This window comes from Streptococcus cristatus (assembly GCF_003944225.1).
Classification (GTDB): domain Bacteria; phylum Bacillota; class Bacilli; order Lactobacillales; family Streptococcaceae; genus Streptococcus; species Streptococcus cristatus_K.
Map to the genome: position 1 here is coordinate 65,793 of NZ_RJPN01000003.1, position 15,739 is coordinate 81,531.

A 15,739-nucleotide genomic window follows, 5' to 3' on the forward strand; every position below is an offset into this window, starting at 1 on the left:
TAGAGGAGTTCCTTAATGAAAACAGATATCGAAATTGCTCAGAGTGTTGAATTACAGCCTATTGTGGATGTAGTAAAAAAGATTGGCATTGATTATGACGATTTGGAGCTGTACGGAAAGTACAAGGCCAAGCTCAGTTTTGACAAAATTCGTGAGGTAGCGAAAAATCCTGTCGGCAAGCTGATTTTGGTGACGGCAATCAATCCAACTCCAGCTGGAGAAGGTAAGTCTACCATTACCATTGGACTGGCTGATGCACTCAACAAAATTGGTAAGAAAACGATGATTGCCATTCGCGAACCGTCCTTGGGACCAGTGATGGGGATCAAAGGAGGAGCAGCTGGTGGCGGTCACGCGCAGGTTCTACCGATGGAAGACATCAACTTGCATTTTACTGGTGACATGCACGCCATTACGACTGCTAATAATGCTCTGTCTGCTCTTATCGACAATCATCTGCATCAAGGAAATGAGTTGGGAATCGATCAGCGTCGCATTATCTGGAAACGGGTGGTTGACCTGAATGACCGAGCTTTGCGCCATGTGACGATTGGATTGGGAAGTCCAGTCAATGGTATTCCGCGAGAAGATGGCTTTGATATCACGGTGGCTTCTGAAATTATGGCGATTCTTTGCTTAGCTACGGATATTGAAGATTTGAAAAAGCGCTTGGCAAATATTGTCATCGGTTATCGCTATGACCGCACACCAGTCTACGTTCGTGATCTTGAAGTAGAAGGGGCTCTGGCTCTGGTCTTGAAAGATGCGATTAAGCCAAATCTGGTACAGACTATTTACGGGACACCAGCCTTTGTCCACGGCGGACCGTTTGCCAATATCGCCCATGGCTGTAACTCGGTCTTGGCGACTAGTACAGCGTTGCGCTTGGCTGATTATACGGTGACTGAAGCTGGCTTCGGTGCAGACCTTGGCGCTGAGAAATTCCTCGATATCAAGACTCCAAACTTACCAACTTCTCCAGATGCAGTGGTAATTGTCGCAACACTTCGTGCTCTTAAGATGAATGGTGGCGTTGCTAAGGATGCACTTACAGAAGAAAATGTAGAAGCAGTTCGTGCAGGTTTTGCTAACCTTAAACGCCACGTTGAAAATATCCGTAAGTTCGGTATTCCAGCAGTCGTAGCCATCAATGAATTTGTCTCTGACACGGAAGCTGAAATTGCTACACTCAAGGAACTCTGTGCAGAAATCGGGGTACCTGTTGAGCTGGCTAGTGTCTGGGCTGATGGCGCTGAAGGCGGTGTGGCTCTGGCTGAAACTGTTGTCAAAACTATTGACGAAAAACCAGCACACTACACTCGTCTTTATGGTAATGACTCAACTATCGAAGAGAAGATCGAGAAAATTGTCACTGAAATCTATCGCGGTTCAAAAGTAAACTTTGAGAAAAAAGCGCAAACTCAGATTCGAGAAATTGTCAAGAATGGCTGGGACAAGCTGCCAATCTGTATGGCCAAAACACAGTATAGCTTCTCAGATAATCCTGCTGCTTTGGGCGCGCCAGAAAACTTTGAAATTACCATTCGTGAATTGGTACCAAAACTTGGGGCAGGCTTTATCGTGGCTTTGACAGGAGATGTCATGACCATGCCAGGTCTACCAAAACGTCCTGCAGCACTCAATATGGATGTGGCAGCCGATGGTACAGCGATTGGTTTGTTCTAATTGAATTTAAGATATAAGAAGAGGTTGGGCTAAATAGCGCTGGGCCTCTCTTTTTTAGACTTAAATTCCAGATGTTTTGATATAATAAAGCCATATTTCCATCACTTAGTTTTTGCTCATAGGAGGATGAACCTTGAAAAGAAGAAGTCTCAAACAGGAATTAATTTATTTGGCCTCGGGGGAATCGATAAGTGTCGTGTTGTTCTGTATCGTGTATGTTCTGTATACAAAACCAGAGACTCGATTTGCTACATCCAGCGCCGTCCTTTATTTTCCACTGTTAATTCTTAATCTGATATTGGTTCAAGGTTCCCTCTATTGGCTTAACTGTTTAAGACGAATCCAAAAGAAGAAGGCCTTGGAAACTCAACTACTTGCACCTCTTTATAAAGGATTAAAAGTGCTAGATTTTATGATGCTGCTTGCATATATACCGATTTGGATCTGGTCTTTTAGAGTGAGTAGTAGCAGTAATATCATTATTGGAGTTTTACTTTGGTTGTTTTCCATCATTGAATTTGTAAATTATTTTTACTATCGCCTGTCTTACTATGCAATGGATGGCCTAGGACTGCAAGTGATGAGGCCTCTCAAGTTATTATTGACGGGAAAAGCAGCCAAATCACAAATTGCAAAAGAAATTTCCTTATACGAAAAAAATATGGAGCATAAATAATGAAAAAGAAATACCTATTAATATCTCTTTTGAGTATTGGTCTTTTGACCTTGACCGGTTGTCAGGCCGTTGAAAATTGGTTCAAAAATGCCAAGGAGGAATGGCTGGGGCTGGAGATGACGGTTCGCACCTATGATGAGAATTCCCAACTCATCGACCAGATGTCAGGGAAGTCCTTATCCATCTCGCGTAACGAGGAGTTTGATTCAGTTGATGCAGAAGGAAATTCCAAAGAAGACTCATCTGTGCTCAAAATCACCTTGGGTAAGTATGAGATTGATCATGTGGGTTCTTCCTTGATTGCAGAAGAAAAAGGCTTGAAAGATGTCTTTGCTCAATATCAAAAGACTGCAGATGTTGAGGAGAATAGCCATGCAGTCCCTGTTTTAAATCGTATGATTTCTGCTTTTAAAAACGACTTTAACGGCAAGAAGAAGGTCATTCTGATTCGCTCTCAAAATGGCACTCCACTGGCAGCTTATGCTGGGGATCGTGTCTCTCTTGATAAATCTGATGCCCCCAAAACTTCTGAGTTGCTGATTGATGGCAAGCGCCTCGTGATTTACCGCTGCGACTACACTATTTATGACCGTGAATTGCTGGAGTAAGCTATGGATGTAGAGGAATTACTTGAAAATCTGAAAGCAGTAGCTAACCCTGATGATGCAGTTGCTATGAAAGCCTATATGAAAAATAAATTTGACTTTCTAGGAGTCAAGACTCCAGCTAGACGGAAGCTCACAAAGACTTTTTTCAAACAGCAGACTGACTTAGTCATTGACTGGAATTTCATAAATGAAGCTTGGAATTATCCCTATCGAGAACTGCAGTACACTGCGCTAGATTATCTGGAGATTCGCAAGAAACTATTGACACCATCTGACTTGCCACGTTTGAAGAAACTAGCTCAAACTAAGTCTTGGTGGGATACCATTGACTTTTTGGACCGCTTGGTCGGATCTATCATTGCCCGATTTCCAGAAACCAAAGAGATTATTTTATCCTGGAGTTGCGATAAAGATTTTTGGTTGCGGCGATTAGCCATTGATCATCAGCTATTGCGAAAAGAAGAAACAGACACGGAGCTGTTGGAGAAAATTTTAGTGAATAATCTAGGCCAAACAGAATTCTTTATTAACAAGGCCATCGGCTGGGCTCTGAGAGACTATTCAAAAACCAATCCAGACTGGGTCAGAGATTTTATTGAGCGGCATCAGGCAGAAATGGCTGCACTGAGTATTCGAGAGGCAAGTAAGTATTTATGAAACATATTTATTTAAAATATCTGGAAGAGAAGGATTACTTAGTTTGGCTGGAAGGATTTTCAAATAGATTACCATCCCAATCACCATTTGATGATGGACTTTTAGATATGACAATTTGTACAGAAAGTTGGTTTTCGGATTTGGTGGCTAAACACCGCGATTTTCGAGAGAAAGACCAGCAGTATATTTGGGGAATTTATGATGCAAAAAGCGGAAAACATGTAGGTATGGTTAATTTATTTGTGCTAGCTAGAGATGACTTTCAATGGGCGGAAATAGGTTATACGATACATAATCAATTTTGGCGTCAGGGCTACGCCAGAGTTATGCTAGAAGAACTCAAGAAAGTCAGTCGTGAATTAGGATTTCATCGTTTAGAAGCACATGTTGATCTACAGAATATCCCTTCACAAAAATTACTAGAACAAGCTGATTTCTATCTTGAAGGAGTACGGAAACAATTCCAAAAAGAAGGGCAGGAGTGGAAGGATAGACAAGTTTTTGTTTATATTTTAGATTAAATACCTTGACAAAACGGAAAATGATAAGGTAAACTATATTTCGTGCGATGAGTCGATATGCAGATTTTCTGCAAATTGAAGCATGGGAGGTCATAAACGCAGGAGCGGACCTTGATCAGTTGTGTGAACCTGCTGATCACACGAAAGTGCCCTTATCCCCAGTCTACGGATTGGGGATTTTTCTATGTCTCTTAGAGAGGCAAAACAGTTAGTCGTAGCCGAGCTTAGAGACATTGATACTGAGACGGTTGGCGTCGTGAGTGCTATTGCTCTTGATGAAACAACTTCGCAGAAGGCAGTTGAATCTTAGAGCAGTGGATGCAGTTTTGTTCGTGAGAACAAAATCTGTAAACCTTGAAACCTCTCTTAGAGAGGCGAGACCGCTGGTCGAAGCTGAGCTTAGAGCCATTGATATTGAGGAGGTCAGCATTGTGAGAGCTGCATATTTCAACAAAATAAGGACATAATCCTTTAGAAATATTTGCATTTTTCCTTAAAAATAGTATAATACTAGAATATACAAAATTTTTAGAAAATTCAGAGGTGGATTGTATGGGATATACAGTTGCTGTAGTTGGTGCCACTGGTGCTGTTGGCGCTCAAATGATTAAAATGCTGGAAGAATCAACACTTCCAATTGATAAGATCCGTTATTTGGCTTCTGCTCGTTCAGCTGGTAAGGTTCTTCAGTTCAAGGGACAAGATGTCACCATCGAAGAAACAACAGAAACTGCCTTTGAAGGCGTGGATATCGCTCTTTTCTCAGCTGGTGGTTCTACTTCAGCAAAATATGCTCCGTATGCAGTCAAAGCTGGTGCAGTCGTAGTAGACAATACCTCATATTTCCGCCAAAATCCTGATGTGCCTCTGGTTGTTCCAGAAGTAAACGCTCATGCACTAGATCAGCATAAAGGGATTATCGCCTGCCCTAACTGTTCAACAATCCAAATGATGGTAGCTCTTGAGCCTGTTCGTCAAAAATGGGGCTTGGATCGTATCATCGTTTCAACTTACCAAGCCGTTTCAGGTGCTGGTATGGGAGCCATTCTTGAAACGCAACGTGAGCTGCGTGAAGTGTTGAATGATGGTGTGAAACCACGTGATTTGCATGCGGAAATCTTGCCTTCTGGTGGTGACAAGAAACACTATCCTATCGCTTTTAACGCTCTTCCACAAATCGATGTCTTCACTGACAATGACTACACTTACGAAGAGATGAAGATGACCAAGGAAACCAAGAAAATCATGGAAGACGATAGCATCGCTGTGTCTGCCACCTGTGTACGTATTCCAGTCCTGTCAGCTCACTCTGAGTCTGTTTACATCGAAACGAAAGAAGTGGCTCCGATTGAAGAAGTCAAGGCAGCCATTGCAGCTTTCCCAGGTGCTGTTCTTGAAGATGATGTAGCTCATCAAATCTATCCACAAGCCATCAACGCTGTTGGTTCTCGTGATACCTTTGTAGGTCGTATCCGCAAAGACTTGGATGCAGAAAAAGGAATCCATATGTGGGTCGTTTCAGACAATCTCTTGAAGGGGGCTGCTTGGAATTCTGTCCAAATTGCTGAAACTCTTCATGAGCGTGGTTTGGTCCGTCCGACGGAAGAAGTTGTTTTTGAATTAAAATAAACTGTCTGAAAATATGTGACAGGTCGAGGATTGAATATCTGTCATTCAATCCTCTTTTCATACAAAGAGAGGTAAGTCTATGGCATACGCAGATTTGAAGAATTGTAAAATCATCACAGCTTTCATTACGCCTTTTCATGAAGATGGCTCCATCAATTTTGAAGCCATTCCAGATTTGATTGAGCACCTTTTGGCTCACCATACGGATGGGATTTTGCTAGCTGGAACGACTGCAGAGAGTCCAACCTTGACTCACGATGAAGAGTTGGAATTGTTTGCAGCTGTTCAAAAGGTTGTTAAAGGGCGCGTTCCTTTGATAGCTGGTGTCGGTACCAATGAAACGCGCGACTCCATCGAATTTGTCAAAGAAGTAGATGCCTTTGGCGGTTTTGCGGCTGGTTTGGCCATTGTTCCCTATTACAATAAACCGTCTCAAGAAGGCATGTATCAGCACTTTAAAGCCATTGCGGATGCTTCAAACCTGCCGATCATTATCTACAATATCCCAGGACGGGTAGTGGTTGAAATGACGCCTGAGACCATGTTAAGACTGGCAGAACACCCAAATATTATCGGTGTGAAAGAATGTACCAGTCTGGCTAATATGGCCTATTTGATTGAGCATCGTCCAGAGGAGTTCCTGATTTATACGGGTGAGGACGGCGATGCCTTTCATGCTATGAATCTGGGGGCTGATGGAGTTATTTCCGTTGCTTCTCACACAAACGGTGATGAAATGTTTGAAATGATGGATGCTATTGAGCACAATGACATCAAAAAAGCAGCAGCCATCCAACGGAAATTCATCCCTAAAGTCAATGCCCTTTTCTCTTACCCAAGTCCAGCTCCAGTCAAGGCTGTCCTCAATTACATGGGATTTGCAGCAGGTCCAACCCGCTTACCGCTTGTTCCAGCTCCTGAGGAAGATGCTAAGCGAATTATCAAGGTCGTGGTTGATGGCGACTATGAAGCGACGAAAGAGACTGTTAAAGGTGTCTTGAGACCAGATTATTGATCGGCAATTTTGGTTTAGAGCTTATATGGATAAGTAAGGTGTGATGAAATAATATGTCAGAAAAGCATAGTCAACGAATCGAGGAGTATAAGGCAAGGCGCAGTCTGGAAAAGCTTGAGGGGAAGAGAGTTTACGACAAGCCAATTATTCGAACTGGTGATAAGGCAAGTTTTTATGGTGCAGGTCTAATTTTGTTAGGGTTTGGTTTGGGGGCTCTTTATCTACTTCTTACTGTTATAACAGATTGGGATTTAAAACTTTTCTCTCTCATCTGGGAAACACTTGCTGGATTAGGGATTGTTTTCAGTCTTTTTGGAGCGTTTAAAATTGGTCGGTTAGAGTTACATACTGTGTCAATGATAGCAGACAAAGAGAAGAATTTTGACATCGAAAGAGCTTTCAATCTTTATAATGTCATCCACAAACCGACTAAGAAAGTTTTACTTCAATACGATAGTGAGGATGATAGTTTAATTTCTCTAAACGCTGGGGGTGATTTATTAGTTGAGCTCCTAAGGAAAGTTGAAGAAGAGAAATTGCCTTTTAATAAGATTAACAAAACTCTGAAATTAGAAGAAGTATCTGAAAATCATTGGAAAATGCAATATCGTTACCAGAAACAAGACATTGTATTAGAGGAAAGTGGTATATAGTATATGTATTATTAGCTTGATCTAAAAGGACCAGTATTTATAGTTCTCTGAAAAATATTTCAAAAGGATTGCAGTTGAATGGCGCCTCAAACGTTAGATAACATTCTAAGGATTGAGGTTTAGTTCATCTCTGCAGTCCTTTTTCTAAATGTTTCATTCTTTTTGAAAAAAATAAGAAAAAATTGTATAATGATAGGGTAAGTTATTGCTTAAGAGGTGATGATAATGCAGGTTCGTAAGGCAAGCAAGGCTGATTGGCAACTAATCCAAAAGATATGTAGAGAAACTTGGTTGACTACCTATAAAGATATTTACTCATCTTCCTACATAGAGCGAGTCTTTGACATTTTCTATAGCAAGGAACGTCTGCTTAAGGACTTGACTGAACTTTCTCCTGAATGGAATGGCTATTGGCTGTCAGAAGTGAATGGGCAGGTGCTTGGTTGTATTGGTGTGGAATGAGTGAGGACGGCAGAGCCAATGTCTACGTTCTCTATGTCTTGCCGCAGGCTCAACGTTTGGGAATCGGTCATGCATTACTGGAGACTTTGACAAGTTATCAAAAATCACAATATCAGGCCAGAGAGCAAGCTGTTACAGTAACGGAAGGAAATGCTATTGGTCTTCCTTTTTATGAAAAAGAGGGCTTTGTCTTTGAGTCTGCTACTGAAAATTGGCTTGATAGCAGTCAAGCCAGAGATTTACATTACATCAGAAATATATAAATAAAGGAGTATTTTATGAAAGTTATTAAACGCAGTGGGGAAGTCGTTGATTTTGACCCAGATAAAATCTATCAAGCGGTATTAAAAGCGGCTCAAACCGTTTATGTCTTGACAGACGACCTCCGCCAAAATCTAGCCTTGGTGACAAAAAAAGTCGCGTTAGATTTGGAAGAAGCTAAGGTTGAGCGTGCCACTATCAGTATGATTCAGTCTATGGTTGAAAATCGTCTCTTGGGAGCAGGCTATATCACTATTGCTGAGCATTATATTTCCTACCGCTTGCAGCGTGATTTGGAACGCAGTGGTTACGGTGACCATATCGCTGTCCATTTGCATTTTGAGCAAATTCGATAAAAATGCTGAAAAGCCCAGATGGGCTTTTTCTTTTGCAAAACTCAATTTATAAAGTCAGTTCAAAGGAGATTTTTCTTCAAAAGTTGTAATCGCATTCAAAATTTTTCCTTGTATTTATTAGAAAAAGGCCTTTTAAAGCCAGTTAAATCAATATGTATAATCTGGACTTATGCTCTTCTTAATCTTTCTTAAGTAGACACTAGGACATATTAGATATAAAATGAAAGCGTCAACAAATACTGAGCTGCAAAAATGTAAGCGCTCTTATACCAATAAAAACAATACAAAAGGAGTCAATAAAATGGCAACTAAAGAAGAAATTTTACGTGAACTATACCCTGAGGATCTTTTCCACTATGCCGATGGCTTGACATTGGGAGAAGCGGAAGTATTACAAGAAACTCGTCGTTTGATTGAAAAGCATCTTCGTCCAGTCATTAATGAATATTGGGAAGCGCCTGATTTCCCATTTGAAGAATTCTATGCAGTTGCTAAAGGCGCTCAAATCATGAACAACCCTAAATTGTTCGAAGGTCGCGAAGGCAACTACAAACCATCAGAACTTTACATCGCATTCTTGTATTTGGAATTAGGCCGTTTCGATGCGTCTATAGCGACTTTCTTCACAGTTCATGGTGGACTTTGCTACAACACAGTTTTGCTTGGTGGTGACGAGCGTCAACAAAAAGAATTCCTTCCTAAGTTAGCTGCATTTGACTGGCAAGGATGTTTCGCATTGACTGAGCCGTTATCAGGTTCTGACATTGCTGGAGGTCTTGCGACAACAGCTGAGCGCGTTGGCGATAAATGGATCTTGAACGGAGAAAAACGTTGGATCGGTGGATCAGATACAGCTGATGTTGTTCCAGTATTTGCCCGCGACGTTGAAGATGGAAAAGTAAAATGTTTCATCGTTCGTAAAGGCGCTCCTGGATATCATGCAGAACCAATCCCTCACAAAACAGCTCTTCGTTGCGTACGTAATGGCCACATTACTATGAAGAATGTGGAAGTTCCAGATTCAGACCGTTTGGTAAACATCAATGGATTTGGAGATGTAGCTCGCATCTTGACATTCACTCGTGCTGACGTTGCTCACATTGCAACTGCTATCACTTGTGGTTCATACGTAGCAGCTCTTAAATATGCTAAAGATCGTCAACAATTCAAACGTCCAATTGCTGCATTCCAAATCGTACAAGAAAAATTGGCTAGAATGCAAGCTAACGCAGTGGCAGTACTTTCATATTCAGCTCGTATTGCTGAAATGCAAGAAGCAGGTAACGAATTGATGCTGAACTCTGCACTTGCTAAAATGCATAACTCATTGGTAATGCGCGAAACAGTTGCACTTGCACGTGAAACATGTGGTGGTAACGGAATCACTCTTGAAACTGATGTAGCTCGTTTCTTTGCAGATGCTGAAGCAATCTACACATATGAAGGTTCTCATGAAGTGAATGCTTTGATTGTAGGCCGTGAAATTACTGGTATTGGAGCATTTGTATAATAATGAATTTGGAACGATTGCTCAGCATTTGCTAGTAATCGTTCCGATTCTTTCTTTTTGAAGTTTATATTTTGATAGTAAATAGGAGAAAAAAATGAGTATTTCAAAAGTGATGATTATCGGATCAGGTCAAATGGGAAGCGGTATTGCACAAGTCTTTGCTCAATCAGGTTTCACAGTTTATCTCAATGATATCAAGGAAGAGTTTGTTCAAAGAGGGCTAGATGGTATTACTAAGCAATTGTCTCGTTCTGTTGAAAAAGGTCGTTTGTCAGAAGAAGATAAAAACAGCATTTTGGCAAATCTGATTCCTTCTACATCTTATGAAGATGCTAAACATGTTCAATTGGTTATTGAAGCGGCTACTGAAAATCGCGACATCAAATTGAGCATTTTTAAACAGTTGGATGAGTTGACTGACCCTCAAACTATTTTGGCTTCAAACACTTCATCTCTATCTATTACTGATATTGCAGCTGCGACAGTTCACCAAGAACGCGTTATTGGTATGCACTTCTTTAACCCAGCACCAGTTATGAAATTGGTTGAAGTTATTCGTGCGCTTCAAACGTCAGATGAAGTTGTGAAAGCTGTTCGTGAATTGACTGAAAAAATCGGTAAAACAGCTGTAGATGTGAAAGATTCTTATGGTTTTGTTGTGAACCGCGTCTTGATTCCAATGATCAATGAGGCTATTTTCATCTTAGGAGAAGGAATTGCTTCAGCAGAAGAAATTGACGAAGCAATGAAACTAGGTGCTAATCACCCAATTGGCCCATTGGCATTGGCTGACTTGATCGGTCTTGATGTCTGCTTGGCTATCATGGGAGTGTTAAACAATGGATTTGGAGATCCTAAGTATCGTCCTGCTCCACTTCTGAAGAAGATGGTTGAAGCTGGTAAGCTTGGTCGCAAGACTAAAGAAGGATTCTTTAAATATTAAGATATAAGGAGCAAGAAATGAAAGAAGCAGTTATTGTAGCAGCAGTCCGTACACCTTTAGGTTCTTTTGGTGGAACTTTAAAAAATGTTTCGGCTGTTGAACTAGGCAGTTTGGTTATTAAAAGTGCTATTGAACGAGCAAATTTGAAGCCCGAACAAGTTGATGAAGTTATCATGGGGAATGTTCTGGGGGCAGGTCTTGGTCAAAACGTAGCTCGTCAAATGAGTGTTAACGCAGGTGTCCCAGTAGCTTCTCCAGCTTTCACTATTAACAAAGTTTGTGGCTCTGGTTTGAAAGCAGTTCAATTGGCGGCTCAAGCTGTATTGTGTGGAGATGCTGATATCGTTGTAGCTGGAGGGGCTGAAAACATGAGCCAAGCTCCTTATGTCCTTCAAAACCAACGTTGGGGTGCCCGTATGGGAGACTCTCAAGTAGTAGACACTATGCTCCGAGATGGCTTGACAGATGCCTTTGAATCCTTCCATATGGGAATTACAGCTGAAAACGTTGCTGAACAATATGGCATTACACGTGAAGACCAAGATAACTTTGCTGTGCAATCTCAAAAACGTGCTGTTGCAGCGATCGAAGCTGGTCGTTTCAAAGAAGAAATTGTTCCTGTTGAAATTCCACAACGTAAAGGTGATCCTATCGTATTTGATACAGATGAATTTCCAAGAAAAGATGCTTCTCTTGAAGGATTGGGAAAATTGCGTCCAGTGTTCAAGAAGGATGGTACCGTAACTGCTGGTAATGCTTCAGGTATCAACGACGGTGCAGCAGCAGTGGTTGTTATGAGTGCTGATAAGGCTAAAGAATTGGGCGTTCCAGTTTTGGCAACGATCAAATCTTACGCAAGCGCTGGACTAGATCCAAAAATTATGGGTTGTGGCCCGATTTACGCATCTCGCAAAGCCCTTGAAAAAGGCGGATTTACAGTGGAAGATTTAGATTTGGTTGAATCCAATGAAGCATTTGCAGCGCAAGCATGTGCCGTTGGTAAAGAACTGAATCTTGATCCTGAAAAAGTCAATGTAAATGGTGGTGCGATTGCTCTTGGTCACCCAATCGGTGCTTCAGGCTGCCGTATTTTGGTAACACTTTTGCACGAAATGCAAAAACGTGATGTTAAACGTGGCCTTGCTACACTATGTATTGGTGGCGGAATGGGTACAGCGGTCATCGTAGAACGCTAAAACCTAGTTCATTTTTGAAGTTTTCCATTTGCTTCTACTATATAAACAAGTCCTATCGATGAGCTGTTTTTTGCAAGCAAGCCTTGATAGGGCTTGTTTTATTTTTCAAAAAAATAATTTGAATATCAAAACTATAAGCTTAGCTTATCGATGTATAAATGATGATTAAGTAGACGAAGTGTGAGAAATGGTATATCATAAGAATGTAAGCTCTTACATTTGTGGTTTAAGTATTTGTTGACAGCATACTTAGTCATTCAATTTTATAAGTAGGAGCATAAAAATGAGTAAAACTGTTTTATTAGAAGTTAAAAACGGGATTGGATATATCACTATCAACCGTCCTGAAGCTTTGAACGCCTTGAGTTCTCAAGTTTTGGCTGATTTGAATGAAGTTCTTGATCAAGTTGAGAAAAGCGAGGAAATTCGCGTTGTCATCGTAACTGGAGCAGGAGAAAAAGCATTCGTCGCCGGAGCAGACATCAAGGAAATGGATTTGATGTCACCTATTCAAGCATTTGAATACATGACATTTGCAAATGATACATTTACTCGCCTTTCAGATTTACGCCAACCAACGATTGCAGTCATCAATGGTTATGCACTCGGTGGTGGTATGGAGCTAGCACTTTCAACAGATATCCGTATTGGATTTGAAAAAACAGTGGTTGGCTTCCCAGAAGTTGGCTTGGGTATTATTCCAGGATTTGCTGGTACTCAACGGATGTCTCGCTTGATTGGAACTAGCCGTGCCAAAGAACTTATCTTCACTGCTCGTACAGTGAAAGGTCAAGAAGCCTATGACTTAGGTATTCTTAACAAACTGGTTCCTGCTGAAGAATTGTTGTCTTCAGCTGAAGAATTAGCCGCAGCCATCATGAAGAATGCACCGTTAGCTGTTGAAAAAGCGAAACATGTCATTCAAGTTGGTGCGGAACTTCCTCTTAAAAATGCAATCCGTCTGGAAACAGAAGCAGAAGGCTTGCTCTTCTCTACAGAAGACAAACTAGAAGGAATGCGTGCTTTTGTTGAAAAACGCAAAGCTGTTTTCAATCGTAAGTAAAAGAGGAGGTATCAGCATGAAATCAGTTGTATCATTATCAGACGCTATTTCTAAGGTCAAATCGGGTGATATCGTTGGAATTTCTGGATTCCTCGGTGTCGGTGAACCTTTTGAATTGATTGAAGAATTAGTAAAACAAAACCAGCAAGACTTGACTTTGGTATCGGTGGTAACATCTCATCCTGGTAAAGAAGTTGGGGTTGGACGACTTTGTGAAAATCACCAAGTGAAAAAATATATTGCAGCCCACGTAGGAACATCTGCAGCAGCTCAACGTGAGTATTTTGAAAAGAAGATGGAAGTCGAATTTACACCGATGGGAACTGTTGTCGAGCGTCTCCATGCAGCTGGAGCTGGCTTAGGAGCTGTCTTGACCCCGACAGGAGTCGGAACAATCTTAGAAAAAGATTATGAAAAAGTAGAACGTAATGGCCGTGAATACTTGGTTTATGATCCACTTAAAATTGATGTTGCCTTAATCAAAGCGACTAAAGCTGATAAATACGGCAACTTGTATATAGATGGTACTACGAAAAACATTTCCTTGCAATTAGCTCTCGCAGCAGATATTGTCATTGTTGAAGCGAATGAAATTGTTGAAGCTGGCGAAATTCATCCGAATGATATTTATATTCCGGGCATCCTTGTTGACTATGTCGTCCAAAGCTTGACTCCAGAAGAACACCATAAAATGATGGGTGATCTTTGGACAGAGACTAAAAAATTGGCGGGGGTGAACTAATATGAAAGCAAAAGAAATTATTGCAAGACGTGTTGCACAAGAATTTAAAGATGGAGATGTTGTCAATCTAGGATTTGGTATTCCAAACGCATCTGCTGACTATATTCCTGACGGAGTAAACGTTATTCTTCAGGCTGAAAATGGAGCGCTTCGCTTTGGTGAAACACCAACGAAAGATACTTACAATCCAAACCTGGCAAACTCTGGTGGAGCGCCAATCACTCTCTTGCCTGGAGCAGCATTATTTGACTTACAGACTTCCTTCGCGATCATCCGTGGTGGACACGTTGATGCGACCGTGCTAGGAGCTTTGGAAGTCAGTCAAGATGGTAGTATTGCTAACTGGATTATTCCAGGGAAGTTTGCCCCAGGAATGGGTGGAGCGATGGACTTGTTGGTTGGAGCGAAGCGTGTTATCGGTGCAATCCAGCATACTACTGCCGATGGCCAATCTAAACTTCTACCAGAGTGTACTTTACCACTTTCTGCTAAAGGAGTTCTTGATTTAGTCATTACAGAGTTGGCTGTCTTTGGTTTCCAAGATGGTAAGTTCCTCTTGAAAGAGCTTGCTCCCGGCGTTACCCTAGAGGAAGTTCTTGAAAAGACAGCAGGAGAAGTAATTGTTTCAGAAGACTTGAAAACGATGTCAATCTAATAAGGTTAGTAAGCAATTAATCTCCTCTTTCTCTGAAAGTGTGTTACTATGTGTTTATAACAACTTGAGCGATGATTAGTTTTTAATCAGAATACTAGCAACTGGTCATCATGGTTTCGAGGACCAGTTGCTGTTTTATTTATGGCAAATTACCTCGTGAAATTTGAAAGATGGGAGACGAAAAGTGGATATAATTCAAATGACTTACTTTATCAATATCGTCGAATGTGGATGCAATCTTTCTATCGCAGCTAAGAAAATTCATATCAGCCAGTCAGCCTTGAGTCAGTTTGTCACAAATTTTGAATCAACGGAAGGAGTCCAGCTCTTCAATCGCAGAAATGGAAGATTAGAGAGTCTGACGGAAGCTGGTGGTAAGATTTACCGCTTTGCCACAGAGATTGTCAACCGGCATGAAGAGATGCAATCAATGATTCATATGGAAGCTCTTAAACAAAAAGGTACCTTTAACTTGGGAATTCCGTCATTGATTTTACGTGTATATTTTTCTAGTATTTTACCAAAGTTTTTACAAGACAATCCGCAAGTCAACATTCAGGTTACTGAGGATGGAAGTAATGAATTACGTCAAAAGCTGGTTGCAGGGGATCTGAATTTTGCAGTATTAATCGAACCTACCAATCTGGATCCTAAAAAATATGAACAGTATATCATTCAAGTTGATGAATACGTGGCCTATATAGATAAGAATCATCCCTTGGCAAACAAAGAATTGTTGAAATGGAAAGATATCGCTCAGTACGGTTTAGCAACCTTTAATAAATCATTTACAACCTACGATTTAATCACTGAAAAATTAAAGAGTAAAAAGATAAAAGCAAATTTTGCCTATTTATCATCGACATGGGATTTCTTGATAGAGTCAACTTATCAAAACGATATGATTGCACTGTTACCTCGTCCTTTAGAATATTTTGTCGATAAGAATAAATTCAAGGTTGTGCGCTTTAAGGACCCGGTGCCTTTCAATATTTGGTTCTGCCGGCCTTATAAAGCAAGCTACAATGAGGTAGAAGCATACGTATATGAAGAGCTTTTAAAAGGTTATTATCAGCCTCTTTCTGAGCCACATCCATAGGGGGGGA

General features: G+C 40.9%; 19 protein-coding genes. All 19 read left to right on the forward strand.

Annotated elements, in window-relative coordinates:
- Positions 1-15 precede the first annotated feature (15 nt).
- Positions 16-1,686, forward strand: coding sequence for a formate--tetrahydrofolate ligase (locus D8797_RS04760; RefSeq protein ID WP_125379466.1), 1,671 nt, complete (start codon positions 16-18; stop codon positions 1,684-1,686).
- 133 nt (positions 1,687-1,819) lie between these two features.
- A complete protein-coding gene (locus D8797_RS04765) occupies positions 1,820-2,362 on the forward strand; it encodes a hypothetical protein (protein WP_125379467.1) in 543 nt (180 codons plus the stop codon).
- Positions 2,362-2,970 (forward strand): DUF5052 family protein, encoded by a 609-nt coding sequence (locus D8797_RS04770; RefSeq protein ID WP_185780842.1) that lies wholly within the window; start codon positions 2,362-2,364, stop codon positions 2,968-2,970. The genes D8797_RS04765 and D8797_RS04770 overlap by 1 nt, the downstream gene beginning before the upstream one ends.
- A 3-nt stretch (positions 2,971-2,973) precedes the next feature.
- Positions 2,974-3,627, forward strand: coding sequence for a DNA alkylation repair protein (locus tag D8797_RS04775; RefSeq protein ID WP_125379469.1), 654 nt, complete (start codon positions 2,974-2,976; stop codon positions 3,625-3,627).
- The gene (locus tag D8797_RS04780) at positions 3,624-4,148 is read left to right on the forward strand and encodes a GNAT family N-acetyltransferase (protein ID WP_125379470.1); all 525 of its coding nucleotides are present in this window, start codon (positions 3,624-3,626) and stop codon (positions 4,146-4,148) included. Before D8797_RS04775 ends, D8797_RS04780 begins: the two co-directional genes overlap by 4 nt.
- A gap of 184 nt (positions 4,149-4,332) precedes the next feature.
- A complete protein-coding gene (locus D8797_RS10375; RefSeq protein ID WP_260471209.1) occupies positions 4,333-4,458 on the forward strand; it encodes a hypothetical protein in 126 nt (41 codons plus the stop codon).
- Between the two features lie 242 nt (positions 4,459-4,700).
- Positions 4,701-5,777, forward strand: a complete 1,077-nt coding sequence (locus D8797_RS04795) for an aspartate-semialdehyde dehydrogenase (RefSeq protein WP_125379471.1) — start codon at positions 4,701-4,703, stop codon at positions 5,775-5,777.
- Positions 5,778-5,856: 79 nt separating this feature from the next.
- Positions 5,857-6,792, forward strand: coding sequence for a 4-hydroxy-tetrahydrodipicolinate synthase (gene dapA / locus D8797_RS04800; RefSeq protein WP_125379472.1), 936 nt, complete (start codon positions 5,857-5,859; stop codon positions 6,790-6,792).
- 53 nt (positions 6,793-6,845) lie between these two features.
- Positions 6,846-7,445 carry a hypothetical protein gene (locus D8797_RS04805; protein ID WP_125379473.1) on the forward strand — a complete coding sequence of 200 codons (600 nt, stop codon included), beginning with the start codon at positions 6,846-6,848 and terminating at the stop codon, positions 7,443-7,445.
- Positions 7,446-7,670: 225 nt separating this feature from the next.
- Positions 7,671-7,907: a hypothetical protein gene (locus tag D8797_RS10380; RefSeq protein ID WP_260471210.1), complete on the forward strand. Its 237-nt coding sequence runs from the start codon at positions 7,671-7,673 to the stop codon at positions 7,905-7,907.
- Positions 7,856-8,170 (forward strand): GNAT family N-acetyltransferase, encoded by a 315-nt coding sequence (locus tag D8797_RS10385; RefSeq protein ID WP_260471211.1) that lies wholly within the window; start codon positions 7,856-7,858, stop codon positions 8,168-8,170. The genes D8797_RS10380 and D8797_RS10385 overlap by 52 nt, the downstream gene beginning before the upstream one ends.
- Before the next feature lie 15 nt (positions 8,171-8,185).
- Positions 8,186-8,524, forward strand: coding sequence for an ATP cone domain-containing protein (locus tag D8797_RS04815; protein WP_005590355.1), 339 nt, complete (start codon positions 8,186-8,188; stop codon positions 8,522-8,524).
- 301 nt (positions 8,525-8,825) lie between these two features.
- Positions 8,826-10,034 carry an acyl-CoA dehydrogenase FadE gene (gene fadE / locus D8797_RS04820; protein WP_005590354.1) on the forward strand — a complete coding sequence of 403 codons (1,209 nt, stop codon included), beginning with the start codon at positions 8,826-8,828 and terminating at the stop codon, positions 10,032-10,034.
- A 94-nt stretch (positions 10,035-10,128) separates the two neighbouring features.
- The gene (locus tag D8797_RS04825; RefSeq protein WP_061908982.1) at positions 10,129-10,977 is read left to right on the forward strand and encodes a 3-hydroxybutyryl-CoA dehydrogenase; all 849 of its coding nucleotides are present in this window, start codon (positions 10,129-10,131) and stop codon (positions 10,975-10,977) included.
- 17 nt (positions 10,978-10,994) lie between these two features.
- Complete coding sequence (locus tag D8797_RS04830) at positions 10,995-12,173, forward strand: acetyl-CoA C-acetyltransferase (RefSeq protein ID WP_125379474.1); 1,179 nt, start codon at positions 10,995-10,997, stop codon at positions 12,171-12,173.
- Positions 12,174-12,456: 283 nt separating this feature from the next.
- On the forward strand, positions 12,457-13,236 hold the full coding sequence (locus tag D8797_RS04835; protein WP_125379475.1) for an enoyl-CoA hydratase/isomerase family protein: 780 nt from the start codon (positions 12,457-12,459) through the stop codon (positions 13,234-13,236).
- A 16-nt stretch (positions 13,237-13,252) separates the two neighbouring features.
- Positions 13,253-13,978, forward strand: coding sequence for a CoA transferase subunit A (locus tag D8797_RS04840; protein WP_125379476.1), 726 nt, complete (start codon positions 13,253-13,255; stop codon positions 13,976-13,978).
- 1 nt (position 13,979) lies between these two features.
- Positions 13,980-14,633 carry a 3-oxoacid CoA-transferase subunit B gene (locus tag D8797_RS04845; protein ID WP_125371975.1) on the forward strand — a complete coding sequence of 218 codons (654 nt, stop codon included), beginning with the start codon at positions 13,980-13,982 and terminating at the stop codon, positions 14,631-14,633.
- A 184-nt stretch (positions 14,634-14,817) separates the two neighbouring features.
- Complete coding sequence (locus D8797_RS04850; protein ID WP_185780843.1) at positions 14,818-15,732, forward strand: LysR family transcriptional regulator; 915 nt, start codon at positions 14,818-14,820, stop codon at positions 15,730-15,732.
- Positions 15,733-15,739: the final 7 nt, after the last annotated feature.

Excerpts from the sequence above, each read along its gene's own strand:
- D8797_RS04760 (WP_125379466.1), top strand. The coding sequence starts at position 16 with ATGAAAACAGATATCGAAATTGCTCAGAGTGTTGAATTACAGCCTATT.
- D8797_RS04770 (WP_185780842.1), top strand. The coding sequence starts at position 2,362 with ATGAAAAAGAAATACCTATTAATATCTCTTTTGAGTATTGGTCTTTTG.
- D8797_RS04775 (WP_125379469.1), top strand. The coding sequence starts at position 2,974 with ATGGATGTAGAGGAATTACTTGAAAATCTGAAAGCAGTAGCTAACCCT.
- D8797_RS04780 (WP_125379470.1), top strand. The coding sequence starts at position 3,624 with ATGAAACATATTTATTTAAAATATCTGGAAGAGAAGGATTACTTAGTT.
- D8797_RS10375 (WP_260471209.1), top strand. The coding sequence starts at position 4,333 with ATGTCTCTTAGAGAGGCAAAACAGTTAGTCGTAGCCGAGCTTAGAGAC.
- D8797_RS04795 (WP_125379471.1), top strand. The coding sequence starts at position 4,701 with ATGGGATATACAGTTGCTGTAGTTGGTGCCACTGGTGCTGTTGGCGCT.
- dapA (WP_125379472.1), top strand. The coding sequence starts at position 5,857 with ATGGCATACGCAGATTTGAAGAATTGTAAAATCATCACAGCTTTCATT.
- D8797_RS04805 (WP_125379473.1), top strand. The coding sequence starts at position 6,846 with ATGTCAGAAAAGCATAGTCAACGAATCGAGGAGTATAAGGCAAGGCGC.
- D8797_RS10380 (WP_260471210.1), top strand. The coding sequence starts at position 7,671 with ATGCAGGTTCGTAAGGCAAGCAAGGCTGATTGGCAACTAATCCAAAAG.
- D8797_RS04815 (WP_005590355.1), top strand. The coding sequence starts at position 8,186 with ATGAAAGTTATTAAACGCAGTGGGGAAGTCGTTGATTTTGACCCAGAT.
- fadE (WP_005590354.1), top strand. The coding sequence starts at position 8,826 with ATGGCAACTAAAGAAGAAATTTTACGTGAACTATACCCTGAGGATCTT.
- D8797_RS04825 (WP_061908982.1), top strand. The coding sequence starts at position 10,129 with ATGAGTATTTCAAAAGTGATGATTATCGGATCAGGTCAAATGGGAAGC.
- D8797_RS04830 (WP_125379474.1), top strand. The coding sequence starts at position 10,995 with ATGAAAGAAGCAGTTATTGTAGCAGCAGTCCGTACACCTTTAGGTTCT.
- D8797_RS04835 (WP_125379475.1), top strand. The coding sequence starts at position 12,457 with ATGAGTAAAACTGTTTTATTAGAAGTTAAAAACGGGATTGGATATATC.
- D8797_RS04840 (WP_125379476.1), top strand. The coding sequence starts at position 13,253 with ATGAAATCAGTTGTATCATTATCAGACGCTATTTCTAAGGTCAAATCG.
- D8797_RS04845 (WP_125371975.1), top strand. The coding sequence starts at position 13,980 with ATGAAAGCAAAAGAAATTATTGCAAGACGTGTTGCACAAGAATTTAAA.